The organism is Geomonas subterranea, from assembly GCF_019063845.1.
Taxonomy (GTDB): Bacteria; Desulfobacterota; Desulfuromonadia; order Geobacterales; family Geobacteraceae; genus Geomonas; species Geomonas subterranea.
This window is the reverse complement of record NZ_CP077683.1, coordinates 4,349,026-4,363,959: the sequence shown is the minus strand read 5'-3', so window position 1 is coordinate 4,363,959 and position 14,934 is coordinate 4,349,026. Positions and strand designations below refer to the sequence as shown.

Annotated in this window: 16 protein-coding genes; 7 read left to right on the top strand and 9 right to left on the bottom strand. The window is 62.3% G+C overall.

Annotated elements, in window-relative coordinates; translation table 11 throughout:
* Nucleotides 1-48 precede the first annotated feature (48 nt).
* The 5 genes from KP001_RS19135 to KP001_RS19115 all read right to left on the bottom strand — a co-directional run bounded on the left by KP001_RS19135 (nt 49) and on the right by KP001_RS19115 (nt 4,128).
* Entirely contained in the window at nt 49-1,119 is a 1,071-nt protein-coding gene (locus KP001_RS19135; RefSeq protein WP_217287124.1) for a cobalt-precorrin-5B (C(1))-methyltransferase, read from the bottom strand.
* Nucleotides 1,120-1,210: 91 nt separating this feature from the next.
* Nucleotides 1,211-1,852, bottom strand: coding sequence for a precorrin-8X methylmutase (locus KP001_RS19130; protein ID WP_217287123.1), 642 nt, complete (start codon nt 1,850-1,852; stop codon nt 1,211-1,213).
* Nucleotides 1,852-2,235: a sirohydrochlorin chelatase gene (locus KP001_RS19125; RefSeq protein ID WP_217287122.1), complete on the bottom strand. Its 384-nt coding sequence runs from the start codon at nt 2,233-2,235 to the stop codon at nt 1,852-1,854. The genes KP001_RS19130 and KP001_RS19125 overlap by 1 nt, the downstream gene beginning before the upstream one ends.
* Before the next feature lie 130 nt (nt 2,236-2,365).
* Nucleotides 2,366-3,664, bottom strand: coding sequence for a M16 family metallopeptidase (locus KP001_RS19120; protein ID WP_217287121.1), 1,299 nt, complete (start codon nt 3,662-3,664; stop codon nt 2,366-2,368).
* 14 nt (nt 3,665-3,678) lie between these two features.
* A complete protein-coding gene (locus KP001_RS19115; protein WP_217289658.1) occupies nt 3,679-4,128 on the bottom strand; it encodes a YqaA family protein in 450 nt (149 codons plus the stop codon).
* Between the two features lie 401 nt (nt 4,129-4,529).
* Here KP001_RS19115 and aroF point away from each other — a divergent pair, with 401 nt between their 5' ends.
* From aroF to KP001_RS19085, 6 genes are all read left to right on the top strand, one after another.
* The gene (gene aroF / locus KP001_RS19110) at nt 4,530-5,549 is read left to right on the top strand and encodes a 3-deoxy-7-phosphoheptulonate synthase (protein WP_217287120.1); all 1,020 of its coding nucleotides are present in this window, start codon (nt 4,530-4,532) and stop codon (nt 5,547-5,549) included.
* Between the two features lie 309 nt (nt 5,550-5,858).
* Complete coding sequence (locus tag KP001_RS19105; protein ID WP_217287119.1) at nt 5,859-6,353, top strand: hypothetical protein; 495 nt, start codon at nt 5,859-5,861, stop codon at nt 6,351-6,353.
* Between the two features lie 185 nt (nt 6,354-6,538).
* A complete protein-coding gene (locus KP001_RS19100) occupies nt 6,539-8,917 on the top strand; it encodes a peptidase U32 family protein (RefSeq protein ID WP_217287118.1) in 2,379 nt (792 codons plus the stop codon).
* Between the two features lie 3 nt (nt 8,918-8,920).
* Nucleotides 8,921-9,478, top strand: coding sequence for a hypothetical protein (locus KP001_RS19095; RefSeq protein WP_217287117.1), 558 nt, complete (start codon nt 8,921-8,923; stop codon nt 9,476-9,478).
* Nucleotides 9,475-10,362, top strand: coding sequence for an Hsp33 family molecular chaperone HslO (gene hslO, locus KP001_RS19090; protein ID WP_217287116.1), 888 nt, complete (start codon nt 9,475-9,477; stop codon nt 10,360-10,362). Before KP001_RS19095 ends, hslO begins: the two co-directional genes overlap by 4 nt.
* Before the next feature lie 199 nt (nt 10,363-10,561).
* Complete coding sequence (locus tag KP001_RS19085; protein WP_217287115.1) at nt 10,562-11,239, top strand: cyclase family protein; 678 nt, start codon at nt 10,562-10,564, stop codon at nt 11,237-11,239.
* 193 nt (nt 11,240-11,432) lie between these two features.
* Here KP001_RS19085 and KP001_RS19080 read toward each other — a convergent pair whose 3' ends face one another.
* From KP001_RS19080 to KP001_RS19070, 3 genes are all read right to left on the bottom strand, one after another.
* Complete coding sequence (locus KP001_RS19080; RefSeq protein WP_217287114.1) at nt 11,433-11,957, bottom strand: hypothetical protein; 525 nt, start codon at nt 11,955-11,957, stop codon at nt 11,433-11,435.
* Nucleotides 11,958-12,141: 184 nt separating this feature from the next.
* Entirely contained in the window at nt 12,142-13,041 is a 900-nt protein-coding gene (locus tag KP001_RS19075) for an RluA family pseudouridine synthase (RefSeq protein WP_217287113.1), read from the bottom strand.
* Nucleotides 13,038-13,559: an NUDIX hydrolase gene (locus KP001_RS19070; RefSeq protein WP_217287112.1), complete on the bottom strand. Its 522-nt coding sequence runs from the start codon at nt 13,557-13,559 to the stop codon at nt 13,038-13,040. Before KP001_RS19070 ends, KP001_RS19075 begins: the two co-directional genes overlap by 4 nt.
* A 186-nt stretch (nt 13,560-13,745) precedes the next feature.
* Between KP001_RS19070 and KP001_RS19065 the strand changes: the two genes are divergently transcribed.
* Entirely contained in the window at nt 13,746-14,198 is a 453-nt protein-coding gene (locus tag KP001_RS19065; protein WP_217287111.1) for an FKBP-type peptidyl-prolyl cis-trans isomerase, read from the top strand.
* An 89-nt stretch (nt 14,199-14,287) separates the two neighbouring features.
* Here KP001_RS19065 and KP001_RS19060 read toward each other — a convergent pair whose 3' ends face one another.
* The gene (locus tag KP001_RS19060) at nt 14,288-14,764 is read right to left on the bottom strand and encodes a ferritin family protein (RefSeq protein ID WP_217287110.1); all 477 of its coding nucleotides are present in this window, start codon (nt 14,762-14,764) and stop codon (nt 14,288-14,290) included.
* Nucleotides 14,765-14,934 lie beyond the last annotated feature (170 nt).

Below are 14,934 nucleotides of genomic sequence, written 5' to 3'. Positions count from 1 at the left end.
CCGCAGCCCCCTCCCTGTCCCTCCCCCTCCGGGGGCGGGGACGTAATGCTACCTGTCGAAGTACAGCGTCTCGCCCTGGTACCCGGCCAGGAACACCCGCACCTTCTGCCAGGGCGCCAGTTCGGCGCAGGCCTCGGCGACCTTGCCGCAGACGAGCTTTATGAGCGCCTTGTCGTAACCCGATGCCTCCAGCAGGTGCCGCGCCGTGTTCGCCTCCCGCGCGAGCTTTTCCAGGTGCGCGGTGCGCGGGTTCTCCTTCAGCCAGGCCGTTACCGCCATCAGGTCCAGATCCGAGGAGGTGACGTGGGTCTGCTGGTGGCCGCAGGCGATCTTCACCAGCTTGGCGAACTGCCCTGCCACGACCACCTCGGGGACCCCTTTCCTGGCGCAGCTTTGCAGCGAGTAGCCGAAATGGTCCCCCATCATCACGTACGATTCGTCGGTCAGCTTGAGGACCCGCTGCAGAGCCAGCTCCGAGCTGCGTCCCGTGGAGAGGACCACGGTCCGGGAGCCGCAGGCGAGCGCAACATCGACGGCGGTGTCCACGGTGTCGGTCCACGCCTTGGTGGATATCGGCTTCACGACGCCCGTCGTTCCCAGGATGGAGAGCCCGCCGATGATCCCCAGCCGCTCGTTCAGCGTCTTCTTGGCCAGTTCCTCGCCGTTGGGGATGCTGATGGTGAAGGTGAGGGTGGCCGGTACGCAGCGGACGGCGAAGACTTCCTTCACCACCTCGAGGATCATGCTGCGCGGGACAGGGTTGATGGCCCATTCGCCCACCGGGACCGCCAGCCCCGGCTTGGTGACCTTGCCTATCCCGACGCCCCCCTCGATGATGATGCGGTTCTTCGTGAACATGTCGACCCGCGCCGTGACGTGGATCTCGGCGCCGTTGGTCACATCGGGGTCATCCCCGGCGTCCTTGACTACATAGCAGGAAGCGGTGTTGTCGCGCAGCACGCCCCCCTCGATGCGGAACCGCGCCCCCTTGCCGCAAGGCAGCGTCAGTTGCACCTCGTCGACCAGGGCCTGGTCACGCAGCATCTGGGCGGCGCCTTTAACAGCGGCAGCGGCACAGGCACCTGTGGTGAAGCCGTATCTGAGTTCTTTCCCGCTCATACTTCATCCCATGTAAAGACCGAACATTGAAAGTAAGGCATGAAAATACAGGCCGGTAATGGGTCCCGGCATAGTAAAACTGGTTCGCAGGCTAGGCTTCGACGGCCTGGATCAAAATGGCGTTCATGACCGCCGCCGCGACATTGGAGCCACCCTTGCGTCCGATGTTGGTGACGAACTGCAGCTCCGGGTATTCCCGGGCCAGCTCCCGCAAGGCTTCCTTGCTCTCCGCGGCGCCGACAAAGCCGACCGGCAAGGCCACGATCAGCCTGGGTCGCACCCCTTCCTCGCGGATGAGCCTGATCAACTCGAAAAGGGCAGTGGGAGCGTTGCCGATGACGAATATGCCGTTGCCGGCGTCGCTCGCCGCCTTACGCATGGCGAGGATGGAGCGGGTCACCCCCTGCTCCTTGGCCTCCCGGGCCACCTGCGGGTCCGCGACGAAACAGGAGAGCTGCGCGCCGAAACGGTTGAGCCGCTCCTTGTTCATCCCCGAGATGATCATGGTGGTGTCGGTCACGACGCCGAGTCCCGCCCGGAGCGCCTCGATGCCCGAGGCGACCGCCTGCTCCGTGATCACCATGCTTCGGGCGTAATCGAAATCGGCGCTGGTGTGGATGGCCCGGCGGACCAGCGGCCACATCTGCGCGTTCCAATTATGCGGTCCCAGCTCATCCTCGATGATGCGGAACGACTCCGCCTCGATCTCCTCGGGGCGCAGGTGCACCGACATCAGTGCCACCTCTGCTCGGTAAGGCTCTCGGCGACACGCTCGACCACGACCTCGGCCAGCTTGTCGTGCACGCCCAGGTGCTTGCCAAGGACCATCTCCACGCCCGGGTGGCGTTTCCTGGCCTCCTCCAGCTCCTCGGGGAGGTCCTCCAGGACGTGGGCGCCCATGTAGAGGAAGTAGGGGACCAGGAGTATGCGCTCCGCCCCCTGCGCCACGCAGGCATCCACCCCCTGCTGGATATTGGGAAGGTGCTGTTCGCGGAAAGAGACCTCGACGATCTCGAACTGCGTCATCTTCTGCACCCGTTTGGCGATCTCGTGCACCGCGTTATTTGCCTCGGCGATCCTGCTGCCGTGAGCCATCAAAAGTAATGCCGTCTTCATGTCTGCTCCATTCAAAAATCAACTGCCTTAACGCAAAGCCTCGGAGCCGCAAAGAAAATCGTTGAACGTATGCTTCTGTTTTCCTTTGCGTCTTGGCGCCTTCGCGTCTTTGCGTTAAAGCCTCTCTTGTTTAAAAACTTGCCCACGCTTTCCGGTATTCGCGAATCAGCTTCTCCACCGCGCGTTTGGCGGGCGCTTTCCAGGGACCGACGGCGGCGACAACCAGGTTCTTCGGGGCGAACAGGGCATGTGCCGTGTGCTTCAGCTCTTCCGCGCCGACGGCGGCCGCCTCGGCGCGATCCTCGTCGATGCTCCTGATCAGCGACATCAACTCGCCCCAGCCGTACCGGACCTGCATCTCGTACGTGGAATCAGCGCTGTACTCGAGATCGTAGAAGTACCCTTCCTTGACCCGCGCCAGCTCGGCCTCCCCGACCTCCTCGAAGGCGAGGCTCTTCACCTCGCGCAGCACCTCGGAGACGGCCAGCACCAAGTTCTCCGGAGCGGTGGCGAGCTCGATGGCGAAGGCGCCGGTTTCCTCGTAGGCGGACAAGGAGGCGTCCACGGAGTAGACGATGCCAAGCTTCTCCCGCAGCGACAGGTGCAGCCGGGAACTGCCGCCTCCGGAGAGAATGCGCCTGATCAGCCGGAGCCCCATGAGGCGCTTGTCCTGCCGGGCGAAACCGCGGAAGGCGATCTGCAGGTTCACCTGGCTGTCCGAATCCTTCACGAAGAGCGAACAGGGCTCCTGCTGCACCTGGTTGGCCGGGACCGGCGGTATCGCCGCACCGCCGCTCCAGCCGGCGAAATACCTCTCGCAGGCCTCGAAGAACTGCGCCGGGTCGTGCCTTCCCGCAGCGACGACGAGCGCGTTGCCGGGAACGTAGTGATCGGCGAGATAGCGGCGCAGATCCTCTTCCGTGATCCCCTTGATGCTCTCGAGAAACCCGATGGTGGGGGTGCCAAGCGGGTGGTCGGGCCAGAGCAGCCTGCTGCAGAGGTTGCTGGTGTTGGTCTCCTCGCCGCGCTCGTTGATGTCCTCCAGCGCCTCCTCGGTGATGATGCGCTTCTCTATCTCCAGCCCTTCCAGGGTCGGGGTCAAAAGCATCGAGGAAAAAAGGCGTACTCCCTCGGCTATCTGCTCGGGATGGACGCGGGAGAAGTAGCAGGTGGTCTCCTCGTCGGTGGCCGCGTTGACGCTGCCGCCGATGGCCTCGAAGGCGATCTCAAGTTCCAGGTTGGAAGCAAATTCGCTGGAGCCGCGGAAGAGCATGTGCTCCAGGAAGTGGGAGATGCCGGCCTTGCCGGGGGTGTCGTTGCGCCCTCCCGCTTTTATGTAGATGGCGATCTCCGCACTGTGCAGATGCGGCATCTCGACTGAAACGAGGCGCAATCCGTTGGGGAGAACCTTCTTGGTACAACTGAGCATCAAACCTCCGCACTTCAGAGTGCCGCCCCCTCCAGGGTGAGCCAGGCGACCGCCGCGTAACGCGCCAGCTTGCCGGTCAGGACCAGGAGGGAAAAGCGGATGAAACCGACCTGCAGCACGCCGCCCACCAGGCAGAGCGGGTCGCCGATCACCGGCAGGAAGCTGAACAGAAGCGACAGCGAACCGAAGCGTTCATAAAACCGCTCCGCCTTCAGCGTCGTCGCCTCGTCCATGCGCAGCACGCGGCGCCTCAGAAAGTCGCCGCCGTAGAGGCCGATCCAGTAGGTGCTGAGCGCTCCCAGGTAGTTGCCGGCGGTGGCGACCATGACCACGGCGACAGGATTCTGCCCCCCGATCAACAGTGTCACGACCAGCCACTCCGAGCCGAGCGGCAACAGGGTGGCGGCCAGGAAACTCAGCAGAAACAGGGAATAAAACCCGTAATTGACCAGCCACTCGTGCATTCCGGTCAAATTAGCGGAAAGGGTCCGGATTGTCAAACAACATTGAATTAAATCGGGGCAAACAATGGGCCGTGGGAGCGGCTGTGACAGAGCGCGGGGAGGGCGAGTGCAACTTTTTTGTTGACATTAGAGACTTCGGGTGGCATTAACGCAGTCATGATCAACACCGGCTACTTTACCTTTACTAACTTTTACTTTTGGTACGGCTTTTATTTTAGGCCGTCGCCCCGGGTAGAGGTGTAATTTAGGTAGCAGGTACTAAATTCCGAACCGAAGCCGGGGTGGCAGGATTCTCCTCCCCCTTACGGTTCGGATAGCAGATCACCAGAACATCATACTAAGGGCCGGGGGAGCAATCCTTCCGGCCCTTTCGCTTTCGGGGACCAAAAAGGAGCGTGAGTATGATCGTGGTAATGAAGGCAGGAGCGCCGAAGAAGGAAAGGGACGCCGTCACCAAGAGGATCAAGGAACTGGGCTACACCCCGCACATCATCCGCGGCACCACCCGGGACGTGATCGGCGCGGTCGGGGACGAGCGGGGCAAGAGCGTGTTGCAGACGCTCGAGTCGATGCAGGGAGTGGAGAGCGTGGTTCCCATCCTGCAGCCCTACAAGCTGGCTTCCAAGGAAGTGAAGAAAGAGCCGAGTGTCGTGCGCATCTCCGACACCCTCTCCATCGGCGGGAAGGAACTCGTGGTCATGGCCGGCCCCTGTTCCGTGGAAAACGAGGAACAGATCATCGAGTCCGCCAAGGCCGTCAAGGCGGCAGGCGCCCAGATGCTCAGGGGGGGCGCCTTCAAACCCCGCACCTCACCCTACTCCTTCCAGGGGCTTGAGGAAGAAGGACTGAAACTCCTCGCCAAGGCCCGCGATCTCACCGGCCTCCCCTTCGTCACCGAGGTCATCGACCCCGAAAGCGTCGACCTGGTCGCCTCCTACTCCGACATGCTCCAGATCGGTGCCCGCAACGCCCAGAACTTCGCCCTGTTGAAGAAAGTGGGGCAGATCAACAAGCCCATCCTGTTGAAGCGCGGCATGTCCATGACCATCCAGGAGTTCCTGATGAGCGCCGAGTACATCATGAGCGAGGGGAACCAGTCAGTGATCCTGTGCGAGCGCGGCATCAGGACCTTCGAGACCGCCACCAGGAACACCCTCGACCTCTCCGCCATCCCCGTGCTCAAGAGCAAGACCCACCTTCCCGTGGTCATCGATCCTTCCCACGGCACCGGCAACTACCACTACATCGCGCCGATGTCGTACGCGGCGGTCGCCGCAGGCGCCGACGGACTGATCATCGAGGTGCATCCCGACCCGGAGAAGGCATCTTCGGACGGCCCCCAGTCCTTGAAGCCCAAGAAGTTCCAGGCACTGATGGACCGGCTGCGGCTCTTCGCCGAAGCGGCGGAGAAGACGCTGTAAAGGCGGGGGCTGGGGACCAGTGGCCAGGGGGGGAAGGTTTTAGCGTTCCCCTCCCGGCCACCCCTCCTCCCCAACTGTAGGGGCGAATAATTATTCGCCCAGCGCCGCTGCATGAAGGACACGCTACCTCTATACAAGATGAAGGATCAGGGAGAATGATTATTCGCCCCTACGGTTGGACGGTTGGACGGTTGGACGGTTGGACGGTTGGACGGGTGGACGGATGGCGATTGGGCAGGGCGCCCTTACTGGCGCGGCAGGCTTTTTACGGTATGCTCTCCGGGTACTTGCACCGGAGGAGGTGACCACATGCCCGTCCTGCGTCCCCTGCTGATCCTGATGCTTCTTGTGGCCGTCGCCGCCGCACCCTCCGAGGGTGCCCGGCGCGGCGCCCCCGCGCACGCCTCATCCGCCACCGAACAGGATGTGCTGAAGGACTTCGAAACCATCCTCGACCTCTGGCGCGACGGCAGATACGACGATCTCTACCAGCACACCAGCGGCGGCAGGGACGGCAAGGAGAAGTTCGCCGGCCGGCTCTCCTCCGCCCCGCGCAAACCTGCGTGCTGCTGGGAGAAGATCCAGGAGCCCAAGGTCTCGCTGAAAAGCGGCAGCAGCGCGATCGTGCAGGCGCGCCTCGGCTTCGAGTCCAGCACGCCCGGCACGGAATTCGTCACCACGTCCATTCATCTGAGGAAAGAAGCTGCGGGTTGGAGCATCTCGCAGTCCGAGCTTTACTCATTGGCCGACCTCTCCAACAAGAAGCGCAGGTACAAATACCTCCCCATCCAGCCCAAGAAGTAGCAGCAAGCCCCCCCCTCCACATCAGGCTCTATTATATAAATAGACAGCGACGCTGCCGCCGACGCCCCTTCCCCCTCCGGGGGGAGGTTGGGAGGGGGAAGTATTACCTCCTCTGGCGGGGGTGAGGGTAGAAGGGAGCGACCTTGCCGCTTGACCCGTGCCACCCCTTCCGGTACTCTAGGCGGATGTCATTAAAACAAAACGATACCGTCACCAATAAACCCGAATTGCTCTCACCCGCAGGCTCCCTGGAGGCCTTTTTCGCCGCGATGGAGAAAGGCGCCGACGCGGTCTACGCAGGCTTGCGGGACTTCTCCGCCCGCGCGAAAGCGAAGAACTTCACCCTCTCCCAGATGGAGCGCATGACCGCGTACGCCCATGCCCATGGCAAGAAGGTCTACGTCACCCTCAACACGCTCATAAAAGAAAACGAACTGCCGCTGCTCATCGACAACCTGGCCGCCCTGGAGGCGATGCGGGTTGACGGCGTGATCCTGCAGGATATGGCCGTGGCGCGCCTGGCGCGGGAGTTCTTCCCGGGCATCCCGCTGCACGCCTCCACGCAGATGACCATCCACAACTCGCTGGGGGTGCGCCAGCTCGAGGAGCTCGGCTTCGAGCGCGTGGTGCTGGCCCGCGAACTGCACATCGACGAGATCAAGACCATCGTGGCGTCGAGCCGCGCCGAGATCGAGTGCTTCATCCACGGCGCCCTCTGCTTCTCCATCTCCGGGCAGTGCTTCTTTTCCTCGTTCCTCGGCGGGCACAGCGGCAACCGCGGACGCTGCGCGCAACCTTGCCGCCGCCAGTACAAGCACAAAGGGAAAGAAGGGTACTACCTCTCCACCAACGACTTCTCCAGCATCGAGATGATCCCCCAGCTCATCGAGGCGGGCGTCCATTCGCTGAAGATCGAAGGGAGGATGAAATCGGCGGAGTACGTGGCCCGCGTCATCGGCGCCTACCGCATGGTTCTGGACGCGGCGCCGGGTCAGCACGCGGCCAAGGTTGCCGAGGCCAAGGAACTCCTCAAACTTTCCTTCGGCCGGGTGCCGACCAAGGGCTTCCTCGCCTCGCACAACCCGACCGACATCGCCACCCCCTCCATCAAGGGAGCCACCGGGCGCTACCTGGGGGACATCAGGGAGATCCGCGGCAACCGGATCAGCTTCGACACCCGGGACGCGCTGCACGTCGGCGACCGGATCCGCGTGCAGCCCAAGAGCGACATGGCCGGCCGCGCCTTCACCATAAAGGAGCTGTACCTGGGGGGGAAGAAGGTGATGAACGCCAGGGAGAATACCCTGGTCTCGACGCCGTCGCCCTTCCCGTTCAAGCTGGGCGACTCGGTGTTCAAGGTCTCCTCCGAAACGGCCTTCACCATGAGCGAGAACGCCTGCCTCAGGCGGCTGGAAGGAGTCAAGGGGGGGAGCATCCCCTGCCGGCTCACCCTCTCCTACCAGGACCAGAAGCTGAAGATCGACGCCAAGGTGCTCGGCAGCGACCTCAGCACCGAATTCGAACTGGGCGAACTGGAGGCCTCGCGCACCAGCGACATGGAAGGGGTTCTGCGCGCGCAGTTCTCCAAGAGCGGCGACACCCAGTTCACCCTCGCCTCGCTGTCGGCCCCGGACTTTCCCGCGCTGATGATCCCCCCCCCCGTCCTCAAGGACATCCGGCGCCGCTTCTACGCGTGGCTCTCAGAGCAGTCGCTGGGCGCGCTCAAAGACAGGAGCGCGCAGAACCGGGAAAGGGCGCTGGCCGCCCTGGTGGGGAAACGCCCGTCGCCCTCTCGCGGCAAGGAAGAACTCGCCGTCAAGCTCGAGCACGTCAAGGAGTGGCACGAGTTGCACCGCGACCTGGTCGACACGGTGGTCCTGCCGGTCTCCAAGGCGAACCTGCACCAGTTCGGCCCCTTCGCGCGCAAGCTCAAGGGGAGCGAGCACAAGGTGATCTGGCAGCTCCCATTCATCATCTTCGAGGCGGACCTCCCCTTCTACCAGGAGGCGGTGCAGGGGATCATGCGTGCCGGCTTCAAACGTTTCGAGCTCACCAACCTGTCCCATTTCCAGTTCTTCAAGGGAACCGACGCCGAGCTGAACACCGACTACCGGCTCTTCTCGCTGAACAGCCAGGCGCTCCTCTCCTGGCAGGAACTGGGGGTCTCGCGTGCCACCCTCTACATCGAGGACGACCGCGCCAACCTTGCCCAGCTCCTCTCAAGCAACCTGAAAATCGACCGCGGCGTGCTGCTCTTCGCGCCGGTCCCGGTAATCACCTCGAAGATCGCCATCAAGGATATGAAGGGGGACGCGCCGCTCGCCTCCGACCGCGGCGACCTCTACTCGGTCAAGGTGAAGGACCACCTCACCGTGGTGAGCGCGCAGACGCCGTTCGCCCTGACCCAGTACCGAAGCGACCTGCGCGGGCTCGGCTGCAGCAGGTTCCTGCTCGACCTTTCCGCGCTGCAGCAGCAGGAACGCGAGCGGGTGCTGGAGGCGTACCGCAAGGGAGTAGCCGTCCCGGGCGCCTCGGAGTTCAACTTCAGTACCGGGCTCGTGTAAGCCATGGGGATCATCGACAAAATCAAGGGGCGCATTCAGGACCGGCTCAACGATCCCGCCTTCATGGGCCTGGTGCAGGAGCAAAGCCTCAAGGATCTCCTGCTGCGACGGGAGTTCCGCATCACGCAGGAGTACCTGCAGCGCGAGTTCCTCGACAAGACCCTGGACGATGAGCTGGTGGAATTCAAGCTCGTCATCGGCAACGGCTACTGCGAGGTTTCCGGTCGATTAAAGAAGCGCCTGGTTCCGTTCGCCCTCCCCTTTTCCGCCAGTTTCGCCATCGAAGGGATCGAGTTCAGCGCCGCGCGCAAGTGCGTTTTCCTCAAGCTCGGGCCGGTGTCGCCGCTCGATCTCGACTGGCTGACCGGGAAGGTGGTGCAAAGGATACCGGCGTTGAGCATGATGGGGGAGATGCTCGTGTGCGACCTGAACAAGGTACCGCGCCTGGCCGAACTTTTCGCCCACCGGGTGAAGGGGATCAGCATCTGGGATTACATTACACTGAAGGAACTCTGGCTTAAGCAGGGTGAAATAGGAGGAAGGGTGGGGGTGGTTCTATGACAGATTATCTGGTGCGCGCCATAGCCAAGTCGGGGAGCGTGAGGGCACTTGCCTGCGTCACCACAGGCACCGTCAGCGAGATTTGCCGGCGCCACGGCACACTCCCGACAGCCACCGCGGCGCTGGGACGCTCGATAACCGCCGGGGCACTCATGGGAGCCATGCTGAAGACCGGCCAGCGGGTGGCGCTGCGTTTCGAGGGGAACGGCCCGCTGAAGAAGATCGTGATCGAGGCCGACAGCGACGGCAGCGTGCGTGGTTACGTGGGCGACCCGCAGGTGCACCTGCTTCGTTCCGATGGTGCCCTCGACGTCCCCAATGCCCTGGGACGCGCTGGTTTTCTCACCGTCGCCAAGGACCTGGGGCTCAAAGAGCCATACCGTGGCACCGTTCAGCTTTACACCAGCGGCATCGCCGAGGATCTCGCCCTGTACCTGGTGGAGTCAGAGCAGATCCCGTCGGCAGTCGGGATTGCCGAGTTCATCGAACAGGACGGCCAGGTCACCGCATGCGGCGGCTTCCTGATCCAGGCCGTACCTCCCATCGATCCCCTGGTGGTCGAGGGTTTGATGGACCGGATCGAGAAGCTCCCCCCTTTGAGCGAGTTGCTGCGCGGGGGGAAGACGCCGGAGGAGATCATGGCGATGCTCCTGTCGGAAATGGAGTACGACGTGTTGGAGAAGCGCACCATCGCCTTCGCCTGCAGTTGCAGCAGGGAGCGTATTGAGCGGGTGCTGATCTCGATGGGGAAGAAGGAACTCACCTCCCTGCTCAAGGAGCAGCACGGCGCAGAGGTCACCTGTGAATTCTGCGGCGAGCGTTACCGCTTCAGCGAAGCCGACCTGGAGCGGCTGATCGCGGAAGTAGACTCCGCCAAGACCTAATAAGGCGGATCACACCCGAAAGGAACAGGGATGAAGGGGATGAACGGGATGACATCGTGAAAGGATGTATCCCCTGCATCCGTTTCATCCCTGTTTGCTTTTCTTTGCGTCTTTGCGGCTTTGCGTGAGGCTGTTGTTGCGGTTTTGCGTTATACTTCCCCCGTGACGTTTCACATTAAGCCGTTCCGGGAGGTGCCCCATGAGAATCCACGACATCACTGTCGCGCTGTCACCCGATCTCCCCTCCTACCCGGGGGACCCTTCCGTCACCGTCGAGCCCTGGCACCGTATCGCCAAGGGGGACGCCGCCAACCTTTCCCGCATCACACTCGGCAGCCACTCCGGTACCCATATCGATCCCCCCCGCCATTTCAACGACGCCGGCATCACGGTTGACGAGATTCCGCTCGACCTCCTCATCGGCCAGGCACGGGTTGTTGAGATCCCCCACGCCAGGAATATCGGGCGGAACGAACTGGAGCCGCTGCAGCTGAAGGGAGTGGAAAGGCTTCTGATCAAGACCGGCAACTCGGAGTTCTGGAGCGAGCGGGAGTTTCGCACCGATTTCGCCGCGCTGACGGTGGAGGGGGCGCACTACCTGCACCACTTGAAGGTGAAGCTGGTGGCGGTCGATTACCTGTCGGTGGAGCCGATGGACGGGGATGGCGAGGTGCACCGCATTCTTCTGAACGGGGGGATCCCGGTGATCGAGGGGGTGAACCTAACAGGGGTCGCGGCGGGGGACTACCAGCTGATCTGCCTGCCGTTGAAGCTGAAGGATGGAGACGGGGCACCAGTCCGTGCGCTCCTGGTCGACAATCCCGGGGCTGCGGAACAAGGTTTCGATCCGCACACCAGCAGGTGGCCTCTTTCATAAGGGTTCTTCGGAGAATTCCGCGGAGGGCGGCCGTGGCCTCCCCTCCCCTTGCGGGAGGAAGACCGTTGTGGAACGGTTCACCGGGATTCCGGGATGAACCGTGGTAAGATGGGCAACATAAACAAGGGGACTGGCTCCTGGAGCCAGTCCCCTTTTCATTTGCGCCGGCAGGCTGAAGCCCGGGCCGAAGAACTTACAGGGCCTTCTGTTTGTTGCAGCACCCTTTCTGCACCGGCTGGTCCGCGGGCTGCTGGTCCTGCTGCAGCTTGGCGCACTTGGCGCAGCCGGCTGCCGGAGCAGCCTCTGCCCCTTTCAGCTTCTGGCACTTGTCGCAGGCAGGCTGTACGGCCGCTCCCTTGGCGCACTTGTCACAGGCAGGCTTAGCGGCAGCCCCCTTGGCACACTTGTCACACCCTGCCTGCGCAGCGGCCCCTTTCGGGCAGTTGTCACACGGCGCGGCAGCACCCTTTACGCATTTTTCGCAATTGGCCTGGGCGGCGGGATCCTTTTTCGGGCAGTTGGCGCACGGAGCGGCCCCCTGCTCGATGGCTGCCGCCTTGGGGCAGTTGGCGCAAGGCGCCTGCTGCTGCACCTGCTGCATCTTGGCGCAGTTGCCGCACCCCGGTTTAACCGCTTGCTGCTCGTCACCCCAGACCGCCAGGGCTCCCGCCACCAGCAAAACCACCGGAATCAGCGCCAACAACAAAGTCTTCTTCATAGATACCCTCCCTTATATATTCCTTCGCATAACCTTAACGCTTCTGTAGGGGCGAATAATCATTCGCCCGCCTGCATCACACCTTATCTTCTCTCGCCATTCACGTTGATCGGGGCACCCACGACTGGGCAAATATTATTTGCCCCTACAGCGTTGAGCCCCGGCAGCACTGTAAAACAAGAGGTTATTGCGCCGGCTGCTCCCGCTCCTCGAACGCCCCTTCCGGCGCGGCCGCCAGGAAATCCGCGTCGAGCGGCGCCACCGCCTCGATCACCTTGCCGCGCGGCCCGGTAAAGCGCATGGCCCGGCAGTGCAGCATCATCCTGCTGGCGGGTATGCCGCCGTAGCTCTCGTCGCCTATGATGGGAAAGCCGGAGTGGGCCAGGTGCACGCGGATCTGGTGAGTGCGCCCGGTGAGCGGCTTCGCCTCGATGGCGGTCACCCCGCGCCCTTCACCAAGGACGTTGAACACGGTGCGCGCAGGTTTCCCCCGGTGCGACACGCCATAACGGAACTTGTTGACCCGGTCCAGCGGCGCATCCACCTTCCAGCTCTGCTGGTCCGGCGAACCCGACACCAGCGCCCAGTAGGTCTTCTGCACCTTCCCCTCCTTGAGGAGGTTCGAGATCAGCGTCGCCGCCTGCTTGTGCTTGGGGAAGAACATCACGCCGCTGGTGCCGCGGTCCAGACGATGCACCACGCGGGAGGGATCCCGCAGCCCGATGCTCTTCATGTAACACTCCACGGCGTACTCGACGGTCCCCTTCAACTGGTACGGGGTGCGCTGGCTGTTGACGCCGACCGCCTTGTACACGGCCAGGAAATCCTTGTCCTCGTACAGGAGCTCGTGCTTCTGGTACACCAGCTCGACGCAGCGCTCCGCCTCCATCAGCCCCAGTGCGACCTCATCACCTTCCTTCACCTGGCGCGACGCCACCCTGACCAACACCTGGTTGATGTTGCAGCCGCCCCAATCGATCACCCGGCGGATCTCCCCCTTGGAGAGTTGGGGGAACAGCGCCTTGGCTGCGTCGTCCAGTCTCAATCCGGACTGTTCAGCGTCTATCCGTGCGGTGAGTATCATGACAGGTGCCTCTGGGCGCGAAGAAGGGCGACGATGGTCTTGCCGTCGGTGATGCTGCCGTCGGCCGCCATCGCCAGCGCCTGGTCAAACGGTAGTTTCTGACAGGAAATCTCCTCGTACGCCTCCGGTGCGGCCTCTCCCTGAGAGAGACCGGTGGCGAGATAGAGATGCACCACCTCGTCGAAGACGCCGGGTGAGGGATGAACGACTCCGAGGGAAACGATCTTGCGCGCCACCAGCCCGGTCTCCTCCATCAACTCGCGGGCAGCGCACAGGTGCGGGTCCTCCCCGGGAGCGAGCCGTCCCGCCGGAATTTCCAGCAGGAAATCGTCCACCGCGGGGCGCAGTTGCCGGATCAGCGTTACGCAGCCGTCATCGTGCAGCGCGAGGACGCCGGCACCGCCGGGATGACGGACGACCTGGTAGGTGTACCACCCCTGATCGCCGATGAGCACGTCCATCTGCTCGATGCCGACCACGAGGCCGTTGAAAAGCATAGCCCTGTTCTTCGTTTGCATGAATCCCCCAGGGAAGATACATACCATTTCCGTGATGGATTTGACAAAAGATAAATTAGGCCGGGACCCGAAAGGACGGCACGAGAGGAGTGGCGCAGAAGACATGCGCAATTTACGGTGGATTATCTTCTGCCCATCTGGTAACCTCTGGAGCTTATACCCAAAAACTAATGCGAGGTGAATAACATGGCACAAGCTAAAGACGGGGACCGCGTAAAGGTTCATTATACAGGGCGACTGGACGACGGCACCGTGTTCGACTCTTCCGAGTGCGGCGAGGACGATTGCGGCTGCGGCCACGGTCCGCTGGAATTCGTCATCGGTTCCGGCCAGGTCATCCCTGGTTTCGACGCGGGTGTGAAGGGGCTTTCCGTCGGCGATTCCAAGACCATCCACATCCCGGTGGACGAGGCCTATGGCGAAAGAATGGAAGAGATGGTGGCGGTGGTGCCGCGCGGCGATCTTCCTGCTGAGATGAAGCCGGAAGTGGGGCAGCAGTTGGAAGTGACCCAGGAAGACGGCCAGGTCTTCAACGTGATGGTTACCGAGGTGACCGACGAAACCATCACCATCGACGCCAACCACCCGCTTGCAGGCCAGGCACTCAACTTCGACCTCAAACTGGTCGAGATCCTCTAGGCCAGAAAGCACAAAAAGGCGGACAACAAAAAATCCCCTCCCCGAAAGGAGGGGATTTTTTTATCCCCAGCGACCTTGGAAAGGCCGGCCTAGTTCTCCGTCATGAAGTGCTGCTCGTAAAGGTCTTCCAGTTCCTGGAGGTGACGGGACTCGTCCGCCAGCATCTTCTTGAACAGGACTGCCATGGGAGCGCCCTCGCAGCCGCGGGACATCCGGTCGTAGAAGTCGATGGATCCCTTCTCGAGGTGGATGGCATACGCCATTGCATCACGTGCGGTCGAATCGGGGCGGAGCTCCCTTTTCGGCAGGACGTAGTCGAGGTTCATGGTGGGAACCGGCTGGTGCAGCCCCTCTCCCCCCTTCATCTCCCCTTCGACCAGCGCCTTCTCCAACTGGTGCTTGTGCTCCAGTTCGTCGAAAGCCGCTTCCTTGATGATCTGACGGGCGGCCTTGTCTTTAACGATGCGGAGCGCGGCAAGATATGCGCGGAAGCCCTCGTTTTCCATCTGGGCGGCCATTTCGATCGCTGCTTCAAATGTGTAACAGACATCACCTTGTTCAGCCATGGCAGGTCTCCTCTAGTCTTTGTTGTGAAAGGCTTTTTAACACAAGAAAACCCGGAGCACAAGGTTTTGTATACACTTCGCCATGTAAATGGAGATTCAAATAACACCTGCTACACTATCGGCTGTTGTTATGAGTCCAAACGGGTGTTCTGGACAGTCAACTGACGCGG